The sequence below is a fragment of the Streptomyces sp. NPDC127190 genome, from assembly GCF_042672505.1.
Classification (GTDB): Bacteria; Actinomycetota; Actinomycetes; order Streptomycetales; family Streptomycetaceae; genus Streptomyces.
The window spans coordinates 15,688-35,632 of sequence record NZ_JBHXVE010000028.1 but is presented as its reverse complement, the minus strand read 5'-3'; the positions used below and the strand labels follow the sequence as shown (position 1 = coordinate 35,632).

Annotated in this window: 20 protein-coding genes and 1 tRNA gene; 17 read left to right on the top strand and 4 right to left on the bottom strand. The window is 72.9% G+C overall.

All coding sequences use genetic code 11. The features are described from left to right. The first annotated feature begins 41 nt into the window (after positions 1–41). The 3 genes from ACFVIU_RS31910 (at position 42) to ACFVIU_RS31900 (ending at position 2,876) form a co-directional block, all read left to right on the top strand. Positions 42–1,625 carry an alpha/beta hydrolase gene (locus tag ACFVIU_RS31910; protein WP_385846799.1) on the top strand — a complete coding sequence of 528 codons (1,584 nt, stop codon included), beginning with the start codon at positions 42–44 and terminating at the stop codon, positions 1,623–1,625. A gap of 107 nt (positions 1,626–1,732) precedes the next feature. Then, a tRNA-Thr gene (locus tag ACFVIU_RS31905) sits at positions 1,733–1,809 on the top strand. A gap of 458 nt (positions 1,810–2,267) precedes the next feature. Then, on the top strand, positions 2,268–2,876 hold the full coding sequence (locus tag ACFVIU_RS31900) for a response regulator transcription factor (RefSeq protein ID WP_385846797.1): 609 nt from the start codon (positions 2,268–2,270) through the stop codon (positions 2,874–2,876). A gap of 128 nt (positions 2,877–3,004) precedes the next feature. On the opposite strand, the gene ACFVIU_RS31895 is transcribed toward ACFVIU_RS31900, so the two are convergent. The 4 genes from ACFVIU_RS31895 to ACFVIU_RS31880 form a co-directional block, all read right to left on the bottom strand. Then, on the bottom strand, positions 3,005–4,240 hold the full coding sequence (locus ACFVIU_RS31895; RefSeq protein WP_385846795.1) for a sensor histidine kinase: 1,236 nt from the start codon (positions 4,238–4,240) through the stop codon (positions 3,005–3,007). A 109-nt stretch (positions 4,241–4,349) separates the two neighbouring features. After that, on the bottom strand, positions 4,350–5,825 hold the full coding sequence (locus ACFVIU_RS31890; protein ID WP_385846793.1) for a SagB family peptide dehydrogenase: 1,476 nt from the start codon (positions 5,823–5,825) through the stop codon (positions 4,350–4,352). A 44-nt stretch (positions 5,826–5,869) separates the two neighbouring features. Next, positions 5,870–8,158: a TOMM precursor leader peptide-binding protein gene (locus tag ACFVIU_RS31885; protein ID WP_385846791.1), complete on the bottom strand. Its 2,289-nt coding sequence runs from the start codon at positions 8,156–8,158 to the stop codon at positions 5,870–5,872. Continuing rightward, a complete protein-coding gene (locus ACFVIU_RS31880; protein ID WP_385846790.1) occupies positions 8,155–8,445 on the bottom strand; it encodes a hypothetical protein in 291 nt (96 codons plus the stop codon). The genes ACFVIU_RS31885 and ACFVIU_RS31880 overlap by 4 nt, the downstream gene beginning before the upstream one ends. Before the next feature lie 240 nt (positions 8,446–8,685). Between ACFVIU_RS31880 and ACFVIU_RS31875 the strand changes: the two genes are divergently transcribed. The 14 genes from ACFVIU_RS31875 to ACFVIU_RS31810 all read left to right on the top strand — a co-directional run bounded on the left by ACFVIU_RS31875 (position 8,686) and on the right by ACFVIU_RS31810 (position 19,828). Continuing rightward, the gene (locus ACFVIU_RS31875; RefSeq protein ID WP_385846788.1) at positions 8,686–10,236 is read left to right on the top strand and encodes an acyl-CoA carboxylase subunit beta; all 1,551 of its coding nucleotides are present in this window, start codon (positions 8,686–8,688) and stop codon (positions 10,234–10,236) included. Positions 10,237–10,250: 14 nt separating this feature from the next. Next, positions 10,251–10,424: an acyl-CoA carboxylase epsilon subunit gene (locus ACFVIU_RS31870; protein WP_385846787.1), complete on the top strand. Its 174-nt coding sequence runs from the start codon at positions 10,251–10,253 to the stop codon at positions 10,422–10,424. A 104-nt stretch (positions 10,425–10,528) separates the two neighbouring features. After that, on the top strand, positions 10,529–10,786 hold the full coding sequence (locus ACFVIU_RS31865; RefSeq protein ID WP_385846785.1) for a DUF6059 family protein: 258 nt from the start codon (positions 10,529–10,531) through the stop codon (positions 10,784–10,786). Positions 10,787–10,881: 95 nt separating this feature from the next. Beyond that, a complete protein-coding gene (locus tag ACFVIU_RS31860; protein WP_385846784.1) occupies positions 10,882–12,636 on the top strand; it encodes a fatty acyl-AMP ligase in 1,755 nt (584 codons plus the stop codon). Between the two features lie 10 nt (positions 12,637–12,646). Next, entirely contained in the window at positions 12,647–14,431 is a 1,785-nt protein-coding gene (locus tag ACFVIU_RS31855) for an acyl-CoA dehydrogenase (RefSeq protein ID WP_385846782.1), read from the top strand. Then, positions 14,428–14,748, top strand: coding sequence for an acyl carrier protein (locus tag ACFVIU_RS31850; protein WP_385846781.1), 321 nt, complete (start codon positions 14,428–14,430; stop codon positions 14,746–14,748). Before ACFVIU_RS31855 ends, ACFVIU_RS31850 begins: the two co-directional genes overlap by 4 nt. Then, positions 14,745–15,062: an acyl carrier protein gene (locus tag ACFVIU_RS31845; protein ID WP_385846779.1), complete on the top strand. Its 318-nt coding sequence runs from the start codon at positions 14,745–14,747 to the stop codon at positions 15,060–15,062. Before ACFVIU_RS31850 ends, ACFVIU_RS31845 begins: the two co-directional genes overlap by 4 nt. Next, a complete protein-coding gene (locus tag ACFVIU_RS31840) occupies positions 15,063–15,965 on the top strand; it encodes a 4'-phosphopantetheinyl transferase family protein (protein WP_385846778.1) in 903 nt (300 codons plus the stop codon). It abuts the gene before it with no gap. Positions 15,966–16,109: 144 nt separating this feature from the next. Continuing rightward, complete coding sequence (locus ACFVIU_RS31835; protein ID WP_385846776.1) at positions 16,110–16,940, top strand: BTAD domain-containing putative transcriptional regulator; 831 nt, start codon at positions 16,110–16,112, stop codon at positions 16,938–16,940. 126 nt (positions 16,941–17,066) lie between these two features. Then, the gene (locus ACFVIU_RS31830) at positions 17,067–17,819 is read left to right on the top strand and encodes a thioesterase II family protein (protein WP_385846774.1); all 753 of its coding nucleotides are present in this window, start codon (positions 17,067–17,069) and stop codon (positions 17,817–17,819) included. Positions 17,820–17,857: 38 nt separating this feature from the next. Then, the gene (locus tag ACFVIU_RS31825) at positions 17,858–18,688 is read left to right on the top strand and encodes a BTAD domain-containing putative transcriptional regulator (RefSeq protein ID WP_385846773.1); all 831 of its coding nucleotides are present in this window, start codon (positions 17,858–17,860) and stop codon (positions 18,686–18,688) included. 39 nt (positions 18,689–18,727) lie between these two features. After that, positions 18,728–18,991, top strand: coding sequence for an acyl carrier protein (locus tag ACFVIU_RS31820; protein WP_385846771.1), 264 nt, complete (start codon positions 18,728–18,730; stop codon positions 18,989–18,991). Continuing rightward, entirely contained in the window at positions 18,991–19,371 is a 381-nt protein-coding gene (locus ACFVIU_RS31815; RefSeq protein ID WP_385846770.1) for a SchA/CurD-like domain-containing protein, read from the top strand. The genes ACFVIU_RS31820 and ACFVIU_RS31815 overlap by 1 nt, the downstream gene beginning before the upstream one ends. A gap of 10 nt (positions 19,372–19,381) precedes the next feature. After that, a complete protein-coding gene (locus ACFVIU_RS31810; protein ID WP_385846768.1) occupies positions 19,382–19,828 on the top strand; it encodes a DUF1772 domain-containing protein in 447 nt (148 codons plus the stop codon). Positions 19,829–19,945 lie beyond the last annotated feature (117 nt).

Genomic DNA, 19,945 nt, shown 5'->3' with positions numbered 1-19,945 from the left:
CGCAGCGCATCAGCGGGGTCGCACAGCGTTACGCTCGATCGATGCACACCAGGCCATCCCCCCGCCGCACCCCTCCCCGTCTCGCCGCCACCCTGCTCGCCACGGCCGCCCTGCTCGTCTCCGCCTGCTCCTCGGGAGCCTCCGTCACCTCGGCGAGCGATACCGCGCGGGTGGCGCTGGCCGCGCTGCCGCGGGCGACGCCGTCGGGACTCACGCCGTACTACACCCAGCGGCTGCACTGGCGCGGCTGCGGCGTCCCCGGTTTCCAGTGCGCGACGATGAAGGCCCCGCTGGACTACACCAGGCCCGGCGCCGGTGAGGTCCGGCTCGCCGTCGCCCGCAAGCCGGCCACCGGCAAGGCCAGGCCGCTCGGTTCGCTGCTGGTCAACCCGGGCGGCCCCGGCGGGTCGGCGGTCGGCTACCTGGAGCAGTACGCGGGCATCGGCTACCCGGCCGCGGTCCGTGCCCGCTACGACATGGTCGCGGTGGACCCGAGGGGTGTCGCGCGCAGCGAGCCGGTCCAGTGCCTCGACGGCCGCCAGATGGACGCGTACACGCAGACCGACATGACCCCCGACGACCAGAAGGAGCGCAGCGCGCTGGTCGCGGCGGACAAGAGGTTCGCGGAGAGCTGTGGGGCGCACTCCGCGCGGCTGCTCCGGCATGTCTCGACCGTCGAGGCGGCGCGGGACATGGACATCCTGCGCGCGGTGCTGGGTGATCCGAAACTGAACTACGTGGGAGCGTCGTACGGCACGTTCCTCGGCGCGACCTACGCCGGCCTGTTCCCGGACCGGGTCGGCCGGATGGTGCTGGACGGCGCGATGGACCCCTCGCTCGACGCGCGCCGGATGAACCTGGACCAGACGGCGGGCTTCGAGACGGCGTTCCAGGCGTTCGCGAAGGACTGCGTACGGCACACCGGCTGCCCGCTCGGCGGCAGGGGTACGACGCCCGCGCAGGTCGGCGACCACCTCAAGGCGTTCTTCCGCAGGCTCGACGCCCACCCCCTCCCGGCGGGCGACGCGGACGGCCGCAAGCTCGGCGAGGCGCTGGCCACCACCGGGGTGATCGCGGCGATGTACGACCAGGGGACCTGGCAGGAGCTGCGCGACGCGCTCACCTCGGCGATGCGGCACAACGACGGCGGGGGCCTGCTCGCCCTCTCCGACAGCTACTACGAACGGGACGCCGGCGGCCACTACAGCAACCTGATGATGGCCAACGCGGCCGTGAACTGCCTGGACCTGCCGCCCGCCTTCGCCGGTCCCGAGCAGGTGCGCACGGCGCTGCCGCAGTTCGAGAAGGCGTCCCCGGTCTTCGGCGACGGCCTGGCCTGGGCCTCGCTGAACTGCGCGTACTGGCCGGTGGCGGCCACGGGCGAGCCGCACCGCATCGAGGCGAAGGGCGCGGCGCCGATCGTCGTGGTCGGCACCACCCGCGATCCGGCGACCCCCTACCGCTGGGCCCGCTCCCTGGCCGGCCAGCTCGCCTCCGGCCGCCTGCTGACCTACGTCGGCGACGGCCACACCGCCTTCGGCCGCGGCAGCACCTGCATCGACGGGGCGATCGACACCTACCTCCTGCACGGCACCCCGCCGCCCGCGGGCAAGCGCTGCACCTGACCCCGCCCCGGCCCCGGAGCGGGTGGCTCCGGGGCCGGTACGAAGCACCTCCGGAAACTGTGTAGACTTACCGACGTCGCTGATCGCACCATAGGTGCGGCTGGCACGCCGCTTTAGCTCAGATGGCCAGAGCAACGCACTCGTAATGCGTAGGTCTCGGGTTCGAATCCCGAAAGCGGCTCCACTGAAACCCCAGGTCAGATAGTTGCCGACCTGGGGTTTTGTGGTGCCCGGGGCATGGCGGGTCACACGGCCGGGGTGCCGTGGGACAGGCTTCCGTTTCCGGTTCCGCGTTGATCGCGATGCGGATGGGCTCAGGGAGTTCAGCCGGACCTGCTCGTGAAGCGGGCCGGGGTGCGGGTCGGAGGGGTGCTCGAGGGGACGGGGTTCGTCGTCAGCGAGTGCTACGACGACTGGGCCTCTGCCCTCCCCGTCACGCGGCCGGCGATCCAAGTCTTCGACTGGGGTTTTCTTGTGTTGTGGGGCACGCCAACACGCGTTCAGAGTGGGCCCCGGGCCAGACGGGCCGGGGGAGATCCGGAACCGCGGCCCAAGGGGCGGACTCTTTTCTAGGGGGCTGGCGGGCCCCATGGCCGGAGTAACATCTGCCCTCGCGGGCGAGCGTGGCTGGGGGGACTTGCGTTGGTCATAAGGGTGTTGCTTGCCGAGGACATGCACATGGTGCGAGGCGCCCTGGTGGCGCTCCTCGAGTTGGAAGAGGACATCGACGTCATCGCGGAGCTGGCGAACGGCGACGAGATCGTCCCCACGGCCCTGGAGCAGCGGCCCGACGTCGCGGTCCTCGACATCGATCTGGCCGGCATGGACGGACTCACCGCGGCGGCCCAGCTGCGTGACGCGCTTCCGGAGTGCCGGACGCTGATCCTCACCAGCCTCGGCCGTCCAGGAACGTTTCGGCGGGCGTTGGCCGCGGGGGCGCGCGGGTTCATCCTGAAGGACGCGCCACCGCGTCAACTCGCCCAGGCCATCCGCAGGGTGGCCCAGGGCGAACGGGTCGTGGACCCGGATCTCATGGTGGCCGCGTGGGACAGCGGGGACAGCCCGCTGACCGAGCGCGAGACGGAGGTGCTGCGGCTGGCGGCGGACGGCGCCGAGGTCGCGGAGATCGCGGGCCGGCTCTATCTGTCGGTGGGCACCGTGCGGAACTACCTCACCTCGACCTCGGTCAAGCTGAACGCCCGCAACCGGCTGGACGCGGTACGGATCGCGCGCGAGGCCGGCTGGCTGTAGGGACGTCCTGCCGATCACACCGGCCTCGCTTGTGCGGCGGGGTCAGCGGCGGCGGGGCGGCTGTCGCCCCGGCGCCGCTCGACCGGACCATGTCCCCTGACCGGACACGGTCCCGGAGGACCCTGCGCTCAGCCCACCAGGCTCTCGTCGCCGGAGGCGTCCGCGTCCGGCTCCGGCTCCGGTGTCTCGTGGGCGTCCGCCGCGGCCGAGGCCTCCACGTGGAACCAGCCGTCCTCGCGCACCTCGGCGGAGAAGGTGCCCCCGACCTCGGAGAGCCGCAGGGCGAGGTTGGACAGGCCGCCGTTGCCCCGGGTGAGCAGCTCCGGGCGGCGCCGGCCGAGCTCGCGCAGCCGTGGCGGTACGCCGTCGTTCGCCAGGTGCAGGCTGATCAGGCCTCCCTGGGCGACCGCCTCGATGGTGCAGCGGGACGCCTTGCTGTGCCGGATGACGTTGGTGACGCCCTCGCGCAGCACCGTCGCCAGAACGGTGTCGGCGCTCCCCGACAAGCGGCCGCAGTCCACCCGTAGATGGGCGTCTATGCCGGCCGCCGACAGCACGGAGCGGGCCGAGGACAGCTCCGTCAGGAGCGACATCGAACGGTAGCTCCGGGCCACCTCGCGGACGTCCCGCAGGGCCTGACGGGACAGCTCGACGATGCTTTCCAGCTCCGTCCTGGCCCGCTCGGGCGAGCGGTTGACCAGGGTGTGGGCCAGCTCGCTCTTCAAGGTGATCGCCGACAGGGTGAAGCCCAGCAGGTCGTGCAGGTCCCGGGCGAACCGCAGCCGCTCCCTGATGACGGCGACCCGGGTGACGTCCTCCTGCGCCTCGCGCACGGCCAGCGTGAGGTCGGACAGCAGGGTGAGGCTGTACACGATGATGCCGGTGACCAGCGTCGACATCATCATGTACAGCACGCTGACGACCGTGCCCTGGCCGCTGCCCGCCGTGCCCACGCCGATGGCCACGATCAGCGCGCCGAACGCCGGGACCGCCACCCGTCGGGGCAGCAGGATCAGCATGGACGCGCCGGTGAAGCCGCCCATCCCGCCCCACGGCCAGCCGAGTAAAAGGGCGGGCACGACGGTGAGCAGCGCCTGTGCGAGCAGCGTCCACCGTCCGTATCTCGCGCGCACCCGGCGGAACCGGGGGAGGGTGTGGACCAGCTGGAGGCCGAGGATCGCGGGCAGCACGGTGACGCTGCACACGACGGTGACCGCGGTGAGCGCCTCTTCGAGGATGTCGACGATCTGCATCGTCAGGAACGCCGTGATGACCGTCCAGACCACGACCACTGCGAACCGTGGCGCCGGGGCCTCGATGCCGAGGACCCGGACTCCCGGCTCCTGTCTGACTGGGCTTTCCATGTACCGGTCTGTCATGGCTCTCCCTCTGGTCACACCGGATCGGGGCAACGGCCGATGGCACAGTTGTACTTGACGTTGACCCAACTATGCGTGGTATGACGGTTATTGGTCACTCCCCTGCGGATGTTTCGCGTTCCTCCGGGAGAGTTCCGAGGATGAACTCACCGACCGCCGACTCCTCCCGCCAGTCCAGCCCGAACGCTTCGGCCGACAGTTGGGTGGTGCCGGTGCCCAGCGCGCAGGGTGCCAGGCCCATGCCGGTGGCCAGCAGATACAGCGTCTGCTGCACCACGCCGACGTGCTTCAGCGTCAGCGCGTACGCGAGCCCGCTGTACTTCCAGGAGACCCGGGCGAACCTGGCCGTCAGGGTGAGCAGCAGTGCGGGCCGGGCACTCATGCCCGCGCCGACCTGTGCCTCGTCGAGGAGTGTGCCGGCCAGATGCTCGGGGGTGGGCAGCCGGACCAGCGCGTGGTCGAGGGGGTCGTGGTAGTAGACGCCGGGTTCCAGGCCGGCGCACCGGCCGACGGTCAGGTAGCACTCCAGCTCGTACGCCGCGCCGCCGCTCGGGTACGGGCGGCTCGGCGGCTCGTGCGGGGCGCCGGGACCGGCGGGCTCCCGGACGCGCAGGGAGCGGAAGAGGATCTCGCCGACCTGGCTGAGGGTGAGATCCCTGGGGCCGTGGTCGCGCACCGAGCGCCGCCGCTCCAGGATGTCGGTCAGGGAGGTGTCCCAGTCGGGGACGCCGGGGCCCGGCCCGGGCAGCTTGATCCGGGGTCCGGCCGGTGGCTGCTTGAGCAGGGGCGGTTCTTCCTGGCGGCCCCGCAGCGGGTAGGTGGCGCCGAAGTCGCCGTCGCGGCCGCCGGGGCGGCTGCTCCAGTGGAAGCGCAGGTCGTCGGCGGACCACGGGAGCAGCGCGGGGTCCTGGTCCTCGGGGAAGGCGGCGTCGTGGGGCGCCGTCGGCTGTTGCGCGATCTCCACCATGCCGGTGGCGACGAGATGGGAGACGACCGCCTCGACGACCGGGGCGGCCAACGGCAGCCGTTCGGCAGCGCGTTCGAGGGTGACGGGCCGGCTCAGCGAGCTGATCAGCCATCCCGCCTCGGGCCGTGCGAAGACGGCGCGGAACTGCGACAGCGGCGACTCCAGCACCATGTCGTGCCCGCTGGAACGCAAGCTTGCGAACCGCGACAGCCGCATCATGCGCCCGGCCGGCACCGGCACCGGTTCGAGCCGGGCGCCGGTGGCCGTCGGCACCACGGACAGCAGGGGCCGCTCGCCGTCCGGCGCGCCGACGGAGCGTACGACGAGCCCGGTCAGCTGCCGCAACGCGTTGAGCAGGCGGAGCCGGGTGGCGAGTTCGTCGAGGCCCGGCACGTTGTCGAGCTGGACGGGGCCGAGCAGCATGCGGCGCAGCGTCTCGGTGAGCACCGCTCCGGGGCGCGGGATGCGCAGGTCGCCCCACCGGGAGTGCAGCACCAGGGCGACACCCTGCGGGAGTTCCTCCAGCAGGGTCTCCTCGCGCAGTGACCACAGTTCGATCGGGGGGGTGGGCGCTGAACTGCCCGGGGGGTGCACGGGTGGCACGATCGCTCCTGCTCGGGGCTTGGCGTTGCGCGGCTCGGCATGGTTCAGACAAACAGGGGTATCGGGTTCAGCCCCTCGTACGGCGTCGGCTCGGGCACTCTGCCGAGGGACACCGGGACGTCGTAGAGCCTTCCGGGGGCGAACCGGGGCCAGAAGTGCCGCAGGCCGGGGACCAGGGTCCGCACCACGGGCAGGCCCAGGTCGGGGCGGGTCTGATCCAGTATGCACACCTCCATCCCCTTGCTTTCGAGGGTTCGGCGCAGGTTCCGGAACTCCTCGAGCACGCCTCCGGCGCCGCTCCATCCGTAGTCGAGCGGGGTGCGAGCGGGCAGGCGGGGGTCGGGTGCGAGGTAGGGCATCGCGTCCCGGGCGGCGGTGCGCCACCAGCGCAGGGCGACCGGGTCGGTGCAGGCGTACCCGGTGCCGTCCGGGCGGGAGTCGAGGACCGGCGGGAGCATCTGGTTCAGTTCGGTGACCGCCCGGGAGAGGGCGATCGCCGGGTCCGGGTGGGCGCCGAAGCCGAAGACGATGTCCTCGGGGCCGCCCCGTGCGGCGCGGTCGGTGCGCCGGGACAGCGCGGCGAACACCGGCACGCCGAGATCCGAGGTGAGGTCCAGCGCCCAGATGTCACGGTCGAGCTCGCGGTGCGTCCGGAGCACCTCGGCGGTCCAGCGGTCGTTGAACGCGGTCAGGTCGACGCCCGGCTGGCGGGTGCGGTTGTACCACCACAGGGCGACGGCGTCGCGTTCGACGAGCTCCAGCAGCCCGTGCAGCGCCGCGTCCTCCAGCGAGCTGCCGGCCGCGCAGCCGTTGGAGTCGGCGCGGACCATCCGCCGGCCGACCGGGTCGGGGACGTCGTAGTAGAGCAGGGCGGCCGGGAACAGGACGTGTCGTTCCCGGGTGAGCGACCAGACCGGCGACCAGTCCAGCTCCGCGTCCGGGTCGAACGCCTCGGCCACCTGGTGGAACGGGTGGCCTCCGGCGTTCCACCAGGCGCGCTCGGTGAACTGGCGCGCGTGCCAGAGCTGGCAGTCGCCCGGGTGCACGGCGTCCGGTCCGAGCGTGCGGAGCGAGCCCCGTACGACGAACTCGTCGCCCTGCCACCGGCCGCTGACCCGCTCCAACGCCTCGCACAGCGCGCTGACCTGGGCGTCCAGTGCCGTCCTTCCCTTGCCCGAACTCTCCTGACGCAGCGAGGAGTTCAGCTCCGCCATATGGCGGGGCGTCAGGGCGAGGTTGTGTCCCGCCCGGTAGACGTTGAGCAGCTCGGGGCCGCGCCGGTCGCGGCGGATCTCCTTCACGACGCCGGTCACCGGGTCGACCAGGTGGCCGTACCGGTCCAGCATCGCCTGCGCGGACAGGGCGCGGTGGCCGGCGAAGGTGCGCACCGTGGGGTGGCGGCCGGTCAGGACGACCGGCCGGGCCGCCTGGCGGGCCATCAGGTAGGGGTCCCCGCAGTCGGGGCACTGCGGGCGCCGGGTGAGCGGGTGCGTCCGGCTGGTCAGGGTCAGCGTGTCGAGGGTGACCACGCGGTCGTGCTCCGCGCCGCGGTGTTCCGCCAGCCACTTGACGCACTCCAGGGCGGCGATCTGGGCGCCGAGCGCGAGGGTGGCCGGAAGTCCGGCGTGCGGTACGTCCACCGCGGCCCCGCCGCGCGCCACCCGGACCGGAGCCTCGGCGCACCGGTGCGCACGGAGCCGGTGGGCCAGGCAGTGCCAGCAGGCGCCGGCCTCCGTGCCGGGCCGGAACACCGGGCCCACCCACACAGTGGTGCCGCACGGCTTGGCGAGCAGCCAGGGGCGGCCGTCGGCGCGGTGGGCCGCGTCCACGGCGGCCAGCCGCGGGTCGAGGTAGTCGGCGCAGACGACCAGGTCGAGGGTGGCGGGAGCGCCGGGCTCGGCGACGGTGATGCCGGTGCGCCGGCACGCGGCGGCCAGCCCGGCGTCGTCCAGGTCGCCGACGGTGACGATGCTCACCGTCCCGGTGCCGTCCGGCGCCTCGGTGCCGGCGAGGTCCCAGTAGGCGCGGGCCGCAAGGTCCTCGGCGCCGCTCTCCCGGGGCGGGCGGTGGCCGAGCAGACCGCAGCGGGTCAGCTGCCCCACGATCTGCGCGACCTGCGCAGGGGGAACGTCGGGCGCCGCGGCCTCCAGCAGGCCGGCGAGGTCGCGCGTGCCGTCCAGCAGCGGTGCGAGGGCCGCGAGGTGGGGGCCGCGGACCGCGGTGACCCCGTGTTCCGACATCAGGTAGACGGCGTCCCCCGAGATCACCTCCAGCCGCAGGTGGCGCTTGAAACCGATCAGCGGTGCCCGCTCGTTCCCCCTGCGTCCGGTCATATCGTCAGGGCCTCCGCGCCGCTGCGGACGGTGCCGGTCTGGATGTCGCAGATGCTCAGGCAGAAACCTGCTGCCGGGGCGTCGGTGGGCAGCAGTTCGAAGCGGTCCACGACCACGTCGAGTTCCTCGGCCAGCGGCAGCGTGGGCGCGCTCTCCCCGGGCAGCGGCCGGAGGCCGGCCTCGGCCAGCACCTGGTCGGGGTTCTGTTCGTACCGGAGGCGGAGGCCCGGGTCGTTCCAGGCGCGGACGATCAGCTCGGCAAAACGCCAGTCCTTGTCGAGGGACATGCTCTTCCTCCGTTGATCGGGCCGGATCCGGCCGCGAGTCGATGGGCGCTGGAGCTGTGTTCAGGCAAGGAGTAAACGAAATCCGAGCGATCCTTGACCAGTGCCGCTCTCACGGCCGCACCGTGAAAAAGTCACAGCGGGGTCAGGAGCCCCGCACTACCGCCCTGTCGACCCGGTCTCCAGCCTGTTCCGAGGTGCCTCTCCCAGCGTGACCGCAGCCGTCGCGCGGAGGAGGATGCCATGACCGCACGGGAACGGGTCGCCGAGCTGCACGAGATCCGGGAGCGGGTCCTGCGGGGCCCCGATGACAAGGCCACCGAGGCGCAACACGCCAAGGGCAAGCTGACCGCGCGCGAGCGGATCGGTCTGCTGCTGGACGAGGGTTCCTTCCACGAGGTCGAGCCGCTGCGCCGGCACCGTGCGCAGGGCTTCGGCATGGAGGCGAAGCGGCCGTACACCGACGGTGTGATCGGCGGCTGGGGCACGGTGCACGGGCGGACGGTGTTCGTGTACGCGCACGACTTCCGGATCTTCGGCGGCGCGCTCGGCGAGGCCCACGCGCAGAAGATCCACAAGATCATGGACATGGCCATCGCGGCCGGCGCGCCGCTGGTCTCGCTGAACGACGGCGCCGGCGCCCGCATTCAGGAGGGGGTCACCGCCCTCGCCGGGTACGGCGGCATCTTCCAGCGCAACACCCGTGCCTCCGGGGTGATCCCGCAGATCTCCGTGATGCTCGGCCCGTGCGCGGGCGGCGCGGCGTACTCGCCGGCGCTGACCGACTTCGTGTTCATGGTGCGTGAGACCTCGCAGATGTTCATCACCGGTCCGGACGTCGTCCAGGCGGTGACCGGCGAGACGATCTCCCACAACGGGCTCGGCGGCGCCGACGTCCACTCCTCGGTCTCGGGGGTGTCGCACTTCGTCCACGACACCGAGCAGTCCTGCATCGAAGAGGTGCGCTATCTGCTGTCGCTGCTGCCGCAGAACAACCGGGAGGCGCCCCCGGTGCTGCCGTCCGGCGACCCCGTCGAGCGCCGCAACGACGCGTTGCTGGACCTGGTGCCCGCCGACGGCAACCGCCCGTACGACATGCGCCAGGTGATCGAGGAGATCGTCGACGACGGGGAGTACCTGGAGGTCGGCGAGCACTGGGCGACCAACGTCATCTGCGCCCTCGCCCGGATCGACGGCCAGGTGACCGGCCTGGTCGCCAACCAGCCGCAGTCGCTGGCGGGCGTGCTGGACATCGACGCCTCGGACAAGGCGGCGCGGTTCGTCCAGACCTGCGACGCCTTCAACATCCCGCTGGTGACGCTGCTGGACGTGCCGGGCTTCCTGCCGGGCGTCGACCAGGAGCACGGCGGCATCATCCGGCACGGCGCCAAGCTGCTGTACGCCTACTGCGCCGCGACCGTCCCGCGCGTCTCGGTGATCCTGCGCAAGGCCTACGGGGGCGCCTACATCGTGATGGACTCGCGCTCGATCGGCGCGGACCTGGCGTACGCCTGGCCGACCAACGAGATCGCCGTCATGGGGGCCGAGGGCGCCGCGAACGTGATCTTCCGGCGGGAGATCGCCGCGGCGAAGGACCCGGAGGCGATGCGGGCCCAGCGGATCAAGGAGTACCGGAGCGAGCTGATGCACCCGTACTACGGGGCCGAGCGCGGTCTCGTGGACGATGTCATCGACCCCGCCGAGACCCGTGCCGTGCTGGCCGCCGCACTCGCCATGCTCCGCGCCAAGCACGCGGAGCTGCCCAGCCGCAAGCACGGCAACCAGCCCATGTGAGGGGAGATCCGACCATGTTCGACCTGCGCATCGAACGCGGCACGCCCACCGCCGAGGAACTCGCCGCGCTCACCGCCGTACTGGCCGCCCGTCTCGCCGCGGACCGCCGGCCGTGCGCACCCGTGCGCCTGCCGATCCCGCGCCCGGCGGCGTACCGGTCTCCGCTGAGCTGGCAGCGCGCGGCCTGAGGCTGAGCCGGCAGCGCGCGGCCTGAGTGCGACTTGAGCGCCTGGTGCGAGCCTGTTGCGGACCCGACCGGGTCCCCACCAGCCACGTACAAGGAGGAGGAACCATGTCGCCTGCCACCGAGCGTGCCCTGGCCGGCCTGCTGCGGCAGCTCGCGACCCTGGGGGCGATGTACGGCTTCATGCCGCCCGCCCCGGTCATGGCCCAGCTGGTGAGCCCGCCGAGCGGGCCGGGGCTGCGCCGTCCGCCCGGGGCGGCCCACCCCGAGAAGGTCGTCGACGACCGCCCGCTCAGCGAGGCCGAACTGGGGCTGTCGCGGCAACTGCGCCGAGTACGCGTGCTGTCCTGGCTGAAGGGTTGGTGACCAGGGCGGATGCGGTCCCCCGGACTTCGAGCCGGGCTTGAGCGAGGGCACACACGCTCGACTGGTGCAGGCAGACCCGACGTGGAGGAGTTGTGGTGGCCAGAGCTGCTGATTTCACCGACCTGCTGCTTCGCCGGGGCGCCGAGCTGGCGGACCGCGAGGCGTACCGCCTCACCGGGGACGGCGACGACGTCATGGTCACCTACGGCCTGCTGGACCGCACGGCGAAGGGGATCGCCTCCCGGCTCCAGGACCACCGGCCGGCCGGGCGGCCGGTGGTGCTCTGCCACGGCGACAACGGCGGTTTCCTGCCCGCCTTCCTGGGCTGCCTGTACGCCGGTGCGATACCGGTCCCCGCACCCGCGCCGACCGGCACCCGGCAGTCGGCCGAGCGACTGGTCGGCATCCTCAAGGACGCCGCCGCCGCGCTCGTGCTCACCGACACCCAGCACGCGCCGGCCGTCTCCCAGCTGCTCGCGGCGGCCGGTCACGCGCACATCCCCTGTCTGGCGACCGACCGCGCGCTCCTGGGCGACCCCGACGCCTGGGAACGCCCCGCCGTCCGGCCCGACCAGCCGGTGTTGCTCCAGTACACCTCCGGCTCGGTCAGCCAGCCCAAGGGGGTGGTGGTCAGCCATGCCCAGCTGCTCGCCGACCAGGCGGCCATCCAGCGCGCCCTCGGCACCGGCGAGGAGTCCCGGTTCGGCGGCTGGCTGCCGTTCCACCACGACATGGGTCTGATCGGACAGCTGCTGCACCCCCTGTTCCTCGGTGCCTCGACCGTGCTGATGCCGCCGCGCGCCTTCGCCCTGCGACCCTTGCGCTGGCTGCGGATGATCGACCGGTACGGCGTCACGGTCTCCGGCGCGCCCGACTTCGCCTACCGGCTGTGCGTCGAGCGGGTCACGGAGCAGCAGGCCGCCGAACTCGACCTGTCGCGCTGGGAGGTGGCCGTCAGCGGCGCGGAGCCGGTCCGGGCCGACACCCTGGATGCTTTCGCCGCGCGGTTCGCCCCGGCCGGGCTGCGGCCACAGGCGCTGCGCCCCGGGTACGGCCTGGCCGAGGCCACCCTGCTGGTGGCGGTCGGCGGCCCCAGCCCTCGGCCGCCCCGGCGCACGGTGGACGCCGCCGCGCTGGGCGCGGGCCGGATCGAGCCGGCCGCGCCGGGACGGCCGTCCCGCACCTTCGTGCCCGTCGGCCCGGTGATCGACGAGGTGGAGGCGCTGATCGTCGACCCGGAGACGCTGCGCCCGCTGCCCGCGGGTGAGGTCGGCGAGATCTGGCTGCGCGGGAGCAGCGTGGCCGGCGGGTACTGGAACCGTCCCCTGGAGAGCGCCGAGGTGTTCGGGGCCGTTCCGGCCGGGGCCGGTCCGGAGGAGGGCGGCTATCTGCGCACCGGCGACATGGGCTTCCTGGACGACGGCGAGCTGTTCGTCGCGGGCCGGCTCAAGGAGGTGCTGGTCGTCGCCGGGCGCAACCTCTACCCCCAGGACATCGAGCAGCAGGTGCAGAAGCTCAGCGTGCTGTTCGGATCGGGGGCCGCCTTCGCGGTGGGGGAGGAGCAGGACCAGGTCGTCGTGGTCCAGGAGGTGCGGACCAGCGCGCGCGGCGGGGGTGAGGACGTGCCCGCGCTGGCCGACACCGTGCGCAGCTGCGTGGCCGAGGAGTTCGGCATCGCCGTGCAGCACGTCCTGCTGGTGCGGCCGGGCACCGTACGGCGCACCACCAGCGGCAAGCTGCGGCGCACCGCGATGCGTCAGCTGTTCCTCAGCGGCCGGATCAAGCCGCTGCACGCCGTGGACTTCGTCCGTGCGACGGCGGGCGGCCCGCCGGACCGGACCCGAAGGTGAGAGGGCAGCCGTGGGCGAGCAGGAGTGGGAGGTGCGGCGGCGGATCGCCGAGCTGGAGCGCGGATTCGGGGACCCCGCCGACGCAGGCAACCCGGTCGGCACCCTGGCGTTCCACGACGCCGACGCCCGCGAGGAGCCCCTGGCGGCGGCCGAGCGGCTGCTCGAACAATTCGGTCTGAACGGCGAGCTGGTACCCCGTGACCTCGGCGGCCGGCTGACCGAACTGGACACCCTCGCCCGGGTGACCCGGGTGGTCTTCCGGCGCGACGCCGCCCTCGGCCTCGGCTACGGCATCACCAGCTTCCTCGCCGCCGTGGTGGTGTGGGCGGTCGGCAGCCCGGAGCAGCGGCGGACCGTGGCCCGTCTGTTGCTCGCCGGTGGCCGGCTGGTCTCCGCCTACCCGGAGTTGGCGGCCGGCAGCAGCTTCCTGTCCAACGAGCTGACCGCGGCCGCCGACGGCCCGGGCGGCTTCCGGCTCAGCGGACGCAAGGAGGCGCTCAACAACGTCGAGAGGGCCGCCGCCCTGGTCCTGTTCGCCCGCACCGGCACCGGCCGGCTCAGCCACTCGGCGCTCCTGGTGGAACGGGACACGCTGCCCGCGGGCGGCGTCACCGCGCTTCCCCGGCACCGGACCCGGGGCATCCGCGGCTGCAAGGTGGCCGGCGTCGAGTTCGGCGAGTGCCTGGTGCCGGGCGACGCACTGGTCGGCGAGCCGGGACGCGGACTGGAACTCGCCCTGCGGATCTTCCCCGTCACCCGGAGCGTCGGCGCCTCCGCGGCCCTCGGCTGCGCGGACACCGCTCTGCGCACAGCGGTCGCCTGTGCCGTGGACCACGGCGTGGTGGACGACGGGCCCGACGACGCCACCGGCCCGCAGCGCCTCTCGCACGCCCGGAGCACCCTGGCCGGAGCCTTCGTCGACCTGCTGCTGTGCGACTGCCTGGCCCTGGTGGCGACCCGCGCCGTCCATCTGGTGCCGGAGGACGCCGGGTTGTACGCGGCGGCCGCCAAGTACCTGCTGCCCCAGCTGCTCACCGACACCTCCTACGAGCTGTCGACCCTGCTGGGCTCCGACTTCCACGCCCGGGACGGCGCGTACGCCGCCTTCCGCAAGAACGTACGCGACCTGCCGATGATCGGCCTCGGCGCGGCCGGTTCGGCGGCCTGCCGGGCCACGGTGATTCCCCAACTGCCCCGGCTGGCCCGCACCGCGTGGTCCGCGGCCACCGCGGCGCCCGTGGACGGCCTGTTCGGGCTGGAGGCCGGCGGGCTGCCCCCACTGGATCTCGGGCGGCTCAGCCCGGCGGCCGGGGGCGACCCGCTGGCCGCCTCGCTGGCGCTCGCCGCCGACGCCCCGGGCCCCGAGGACGACCGGCCCGCCGAACTCGTCCGGCTGCTCGCGGGGGAGCTCGCCCTGCTCCGTGACGGCTGCGCGGCACTCGACCGGGACGGCCGCTCCGCGCTCGGCGATCCACGCGCCCACGCCCTGGCCGAGCGCTACGCGCTGATCCTGGCCGGTGCCGCCTGCCTGGGCGTGTGGCGCCACCAGCGGTCGGCGGGCAGCGGTTTCCTGGCGCGCCCGGAGTGGCTGGAGACGGCGCTCGCCCGGGTGCTGCGACGCCTCGGCACCACCCTGCCGAAGTCCACGCCCGACCACGAGGAGCCGCTGCTCGCCGAGGTCCTGGCGAGGTACCGCGAGCACCGCAGCTACGACCTCTACGACACACCCCTGGCCGGCGCCCCGGGCGCCTCGGGAGCAGAGCGAGAGGGACGAGAGGAAAGGGAGGACCGATGACCCGAGGGACGCGGCACCGGGAGTGCCTGGTGCTCACCGCGCTGGACGGTACCGAGCACGAACCGCACGCATGGCTGGGGGCACGGCTCCAGGCGGGGGCGCCGCCCGGTGTCCGCGCGGACGACCCCGGCCGGCCGCTGCTCGACTTCTGCCTGGACTCCGTGCGGCTGCTCGGCCTGATCGGCGAGCTGGACGAGGTCTTCGGGCTGGAGCTGGAGCCCGACGAGATCTACGCGCCGGAGACGGTGGGCGGCCTGGCCGCGTACCTGACGGACCGGGCGGCCGGGCGAGGCCGCGGCGGGCGGGCCGCGTCATGACGGCCCAGGCGACCACCGACGGCACGGTCGTACCGAGGCTGCGCCTCGCCCTGCTCGGCGTCAGCGGGATGACACCGGAGCTGCTCGACGGCGACGTGCCCGCGGCGTGCGACGGCGAACTGGACGAGGAGCTCCAGCTGGTGGACGACCTCGACTTCGACTCCGTGATGCTGCTGGAACTCAAGGGACGGCTGGAGCAGCGGTTCCCCGAACTGGGCGAGCTGTCGATGCCGGAGATCCTGCCCGAGCTGCGCACCGTCGGCTCGATCCTCAGGCTCCTCACCCGGAGGCTGGCCGCGGTGGGGGCGGTCTGAATGGTCTCCTCACTGGACCCGGTGGTCAACCCGCGTACCCGGCGCGTGTTCGCCCGTCCGATCCAGGTACGCGGACCGGACGGCCCCTGGGAGGAGGTGCGCGAGGCGGTGTCCCGGCACGGCAGCGCGCTGGTGCACGCCCGGCTGGACGACTGGCTGCCGGCCGACCTCGGCGACCCCGGCCTGGCCGAGCGGCTCGGGCACGACCACGCCCGCTTCCGGCGCATGCGGCACCCCACGGTGAGAGCCCGGTTCGTGGCCTCCCGGCTGATGCTCAAGCACACCGCCTCGGCGGTGCTGGGCGAGCCCGCACAGGCGCTGGAACTCGCCTACAAGCTGGGCGGACGGCCGTATCTGCGCGGTCATGAACAGCTGGACATCAGCCTGACGCACACCGCCGACCTGATCGTGGTCGGGCTCACCCGGCGGGGCTGGATCGGGGTCGACTGCGAGCTGAGCGACCGCCGGATGACCGGGCTCGGCACCGAGACCCAGATGTGCACCCCGCACGAGCTGGCCGAGCTGGCGAAGCTGCCCGAGGACGCGCGCAACCGCGCCCTCGTCCGGCTGTGGACCCTGAAGGAGGCGTACAGCAAGGCGATCGGCCAGGGCATGCGGTTCCGCTTCACCGAGTTCGGCTTCGGGCCGCAGGACCGTCAGGCACGGGAGGTGCTGCTCCCGGACGGCTCGCCCGGCACCGGCGAGGAGTGGAGTTTCCACACCTGCGAGGTGGGAGGGCGCTACACGGTCAGTGTCGCCCTGTACGACGCCGGATTCGGCGTGGGCGGAGACGGTCTTGACGCCCTGCGCGTGTCCGACGGGCTGCTGGCGGAGTTGATGACACAACCATCATCCGGTGGCCGGCCGGGTGGCGCCAGTGCGGAGTTCACGTCCGCCACGTGAAAATCTCACCTCTTCCCGCAGGCGCACACTCCTGTCCGACTCCTGAAGATCTCACTGTTCCCGGCGCGCTCCCCGTGCCACGATCCCGAATGACCGGACGCACCAGTGGTTCGGCATTCGCGGAACGAGATGGGGGAGCCACGAATGGAAATTCAGGTGCTGGGCCCACTGACCGCTGCCGTCCGTGGAGGGTCCATCGTCCCGACGGCCGCCAAGCCGCGTCAGATCCTCGCGTTGCTCGCGCTGAACGCCAACCGCGTCGTGTCGGTGGCCCAGTTGATGGAGGAGCTGTGGGGCGCGGACCTGCCCCGCAGCGCCGCCACCACGTTGCAGACCTACATCCTCCAGCTGCGCCGGCTGCTGCGTGCCGCCGCCGCCCGCAGCGGCCTGCCCGGTAGCGCCGAGCACGTGCTGGCCACCCGGCACGGCGGATACGTCCTGGAGGCGGCGCCCTCCGCGGTCGACGCGAACGAGTTCGACCGGCTGTCCGCCGCCGGCCACGCCGCGTTCGGCGCGGGAGACATGGAGGACGCCTCAGCCCTGCTCGGCGCGGCCCTGGCGCTGTGGCGCGGCTCGGTCCTCGTCGACGTACGGCACGGATCCCAGCTGCGCATCGAGGCCACCCGTCTGGAGGAGTCCCGGCTCGGGGTGCTGGAACGGCGGATCCGCGCCGACCTGCGGCTCGGCAGGCACCACGAGGTGATCGGCGAACTGTCCGCGCTGACCGGGCACCACCCGCTGGACGAGGCGCTCCACGCGCACCTGATCGTCGCGCTGTACCGGGCCGGCCGCGCACCCCGGGCGCTCGGCGTGTACCGCCAGCTGCGCGAGACGCTGATAGAGGAGATCGGCCTGGAGCCGTCCGCCGTGCTCCAGCACCTCCAGCGGGCCATCCTGCGCGGCGAGCCGGTGGACGACTACGGCCTGGAGGGCGTGGCCCCCGTGATGCCGGTCCGGGGCAGCCTGGCCGTGTGACCCACCCGGTCCTGCGAAGTCCCCTTCGATCGCTTCTCCAGTTCATGTCCAGCGACCTTCCAGAGCCCTTGGCCACCATCGTCTGGCACTGCCTTCCGGTGGTGCCGACGGGGCGAAGGAGGCCGCGTGAACCGGTATTTCGCAGCCAGACCGCGGGACGGGGCGCCACTTCGGCTGTTCTGCTTCCACCACGCCGGGGCCGGTGCGATGGCCTTCGCCGGCTGGGCCGGCCGGATCGGCCCCCAGGTCTCGGTGGTGCCGGTGCGCCTGCCGGGCCGGGAGAACCGGCTCGGTGAAGCCCGGATCACCGATGTCGACTCGCTCTTCGACGAGTTCGACCAGCACCTCGGCCCGCTGCTGGAACAGGGCCCGTACGCCTTCTACGGCCACAGCCTGGGTGCCCTGGTCGCGTACCGCTTCGCCGAGCACCGCATCGGCTCCGGGCGACAGGCGCCCGTCGGTGTGGTGGTCGGCGCCTGCATGCCGCCCGACCTGCCCAATCCGCTGATCGGGGCCCGGCATCTGGACGACGAGGCGCTGCTGGCGCTGCTGTCGTCCTTCGGCGGGGTGCCCGAGGAACTCCTCGGCCGCCCCGCGTGGCTGCGCGAGATGCTCGCCACCACCCGTGCCGACCTCAGCCTCGGCCAGGCGCTGCGCGAGGGAGCCCGTACCCCGTTGCCGTGCCCGATCTGGGCGTTCGCCGGGGAGAGCGACCGGGTCGCCACCCCGGGCGCCGTCGCCCAGTGGGAGCGCTGGACCACCTCCACCTTCCGCTTCCGCACCCTGGCCGGCGGCCATTTCTTCGTCCGCGACGGTGAACTTCCGCGCGTTCTCGGCGAGTTGCTGGCCGATCAGCAGGTGCTCGCCGCCATTGACTGAGCCCGGCACCACCGCGAACCGCGAAGGGAGAAGGCGCTATGGATATCGGCCTGCTCGGCCCGCTCCGGGTCGACCAGTCGGGGGTGTCCGTCGTACCGACGGCCGCCAAGCCGCGCAAGGTGCTGGCCCTGCTGGCCTGCCGGGCGGACCGGCTGGTGTCGGTGGAGTCGCTGATCGAGGAGGTCTGGGGCGAGGACCCGCCGCGCAGTGTCCAGACCACTCTCCAGACGTATGTGCTCCAGCTGCGCGGCTGCATCTCCGCCGCGCTGAACGGGCAGCGGCCCGCCGATCTGCCGCTGGGCTCGAAGAGCGTGCTGGTCACCGAGCCCGGTGGCTATCTGCTCGACACCCAGGGCGGCACGGTGGACAGCGCCGAGTTCGAGCTGCTCGCCCGGCGCGGGCACTGCGCGATGGAGGCCGGTGACTGTGTGACCGCCTCGGCCGTCTTCCGGCAGGCGCTGGCGCTGTCGCGCGGGCCCGCCCTGGTCGACGTGCAGTGCGGCCCGCTGCTGGAGGCCGAGGCACGGGCCCTGGAGGAGTCCCGGCTGAGCATCCTCAGCCGGCGCATCGAGGCCGATCTGCGGCTCGGCCGCCATCACGAACTCCTCGGTGAACTGGCGGGCCTGTGCGCCCAATATCCGCTGCACGAGGGCCTCCAGGCGCAGCTGATGATCGCCCTGTACCGGGCCGGGCGGCGCAGCACCGCCCTGGAGACCTACCAGCGCCTGCGCACCCTGCTCAGCCGTGAACTGGGACTCGATCCCTCCCCCGAGCTGCGGGAGTTGCAGAGCGCCCTGCTGGAGGCCGACCCGGCCCTCGCCCTGGCACCGCAGAGCCCCGGCTCCACCCGGCTGCTGCGCGCCATCTGAGCTTCGTCCGATCCCATCCCTCCCTCAGGAAGGTGCCCGATGAGCACGTTCACCCTGCCCGAGCTGATCGAGAAGCTGCGCGAGTGCGCCGGCGACAGCGACACCTACGACCTCGACACCGACGACGTCACCGACGTCCCGTTCATCGAGCTGGGCTACGACTCCCTGGCCCTGCTCCAGGTCACCGGTGTCCTCGACCGGGAGCTGGGGATCAAGCTGTCCGACGACGAGGTGATCGCCGTCGAGACGCCCCGGCTGTTCCTCGGCATCATCAACGACGCTCTCGGTCTGCGAGCCGCGTGATGCCGTACGCAGCGATCACCTACCGGGTCAAGCCCGGCCACGAGGACGAGATAGCCGCGATCTTCGCGGACTTCCAGCGGGTCGACACCCCCGACTACACGGCCGAGGACGGCAGCTTCGCCGGGCGGCTGCTCGGCACCGGTGTGTTCGTCAAGGACGACGTCCTGGTCCGGGTCATCCACTACGAGGGCGACTTCGCCGCGGTCGGCCGGCACATGGCCGCCCAGCGCGGAGTGCACGTGCTGGAGGAGCGGCTGGCCCCGTACCTCGCCGAGGAGCGGGACACCAGCAGCGCCGAGGGCTTCGCGGCGTACTTCCGTGACGCCGTCATGCGGCCCATCGCCCAGCTCACCGTGGACACCCATCCGTCCCGGCGCTGAGGGGCGGCCCATGTCCACGACACTGGGCGTGCTGGCGCTGCTCGGCAGCGGGGTCACCGCCGGAGTGCTGTTCGCCGTCGCGCTGAGCGTGCTCCCCGCGCTGTTCGCGATGCCGGTCAGCACCTACGTCTACGCACATCAGCTGCTGGGCCGGAACTGGGACCCGACCATGCCGGCCATCGTCCTCGGTTCGACGCTGGCGGACATCCTGTGGGCGGTGTCCGGCGGCGGGGGAGTGCCCGCCGGGGCGGCGGCCGTCCTGCTGCTCGGGGTCTCCGCCGTGTCCCACCTGTGCAACGTGCCGATCAACCGCCGGGTCAAGGCCGTCACCGACCCGGAACGGCTGCCCGCCGACTGGACGGACCCGCGCCCGCTGTGGCGGCGATGGCATCTGCTGCGCTGCGCCCTCGCGGTGCTGGCGCTCGCCCTCAACAGTGTGGCGGCACTGCACGGCTGACGGATCGGGGCGGGCCCCCGGGCCGGGGGCCGCCCCCCCACCGCGCAGGCGGAGGAGCCCCCGGCCCCCGCCCCCCACAGAATTAGGCGCGCCTGCGCCGCAGCCGACCGCGGCAGG

Excerpts from the sequence above, each read along its gene's own strand:
- ACFVIU_RS31815 (WP_385846770.1), top strand. The coding sequence starts at position 18,991 with ATGCCGTACGCAGCGATCACCTACCGGGTCAAGCCCGGCCACGAGGAC.
- ACFVIU_RS31880 (WP_385846790.1), bottom strand. The coding sequence starts at position 8,445 with ATGTCCCTCGACAAGGACTGGCGTTTTGCCGAGCTGATCGTCCGCGCC.
- ACFVIU_RS31870 (WP_385846787.1), top strand. The coding sequence starts at position 10,251 with ATGTTCGACCTGCGCATCGAACGCGGCACGCCCACCGCCGAGGAACTC.
- ACFVIU_RS31820 (WP_385846771.1), top strand. The coding sequence starts at position 18,728 with ATGAGCACGTTCACCCTGCCCGAGCTGATCGAGAAGCTGCGCGAGTGC.
- ACFVIU_RS31810 (WP_385846768.1), top strand. The coding sequence starts at position 19,382 with ATGTCCACGACACTGGGCGTGCTGGCGCTGCTCGGCAGCGGGGTCACC.
- ACFVIU_RS31895 (WP_385846795.1), bottom strand. The coding sequence starts at position 4,240 with ATGGAAAGCCCAGTCAGACAGGAGCCGGGAGTCCGGGTCCTCGGCATC.
- ACFVIU_RS31910 (WP_385846799.1), top strand. The coding sequence starts at position 42 with ATGCACACCAGGCCATCCCCCCGCCGCACCCCTCCCCGTCTCGCCGCC.
- ACFVIU_RS31840 (WP_385846778.1), top strand. The coding sequence starts at position 15,063 with ATGGTCTCCTCACTGGACCCGGTGGTCAACCCGCGTACCCGGCGCGTG.
- ACFVIU_RS31875 (WP_385846788.1), top strand. The coding sequence starts at position 8,686 with ATGACCGCACGGGAACGGGTCGCCGAGCTGCACGAGATCCGGGAGCGG.
- ACFVIU_RS31835 (WP_385846776.1), top strand. The coding sequence starts at position 16,110 with ATGGAAATTCAGGTGCTGGGCCCACTGACCGCTGCCGTCCGTGGAGGG.
- ACFVIU_RS31845 (WP_385846779.1), top strand. The coding sequence starts at position 14,745 with ATGACGGCCCAGGCGACCACCGACGGCACGGTCGTACCGAGGCTGCGC.
- ACFVIU_RS31825 (WP_385846773.1), top strand. The coding sequence starts at position 17,858 with ATGGATATCGGCCTGCTCGGCCCGCTCCGGGTCGACCAGTCGGGGGTG.
- ACFVIU_RS31885 (WP_385846791.1), bottom strand. The coding sequence starts at position 8,158 with ATGACCGGACGCAGGGGGAACGAGCGGGCACCGCTGATCGGTTTCAAG.
- ACFVIU_RS31850 (WP_385846781.1), top strand. The coding sequence starts at position 14,428 with ATGACCCGAGGGACGCGGCACCGGGAGTGCCTGGTGCTCACCGCGCTG.
- ACFVIU_RS31865 (WP_385846785.1), top strand. The coding sequence starts at position 10,529 with ATGTCGCCTGCCACCGAGCGTGCCCTGGCCGGCCTGCTGCGGCAGCTC.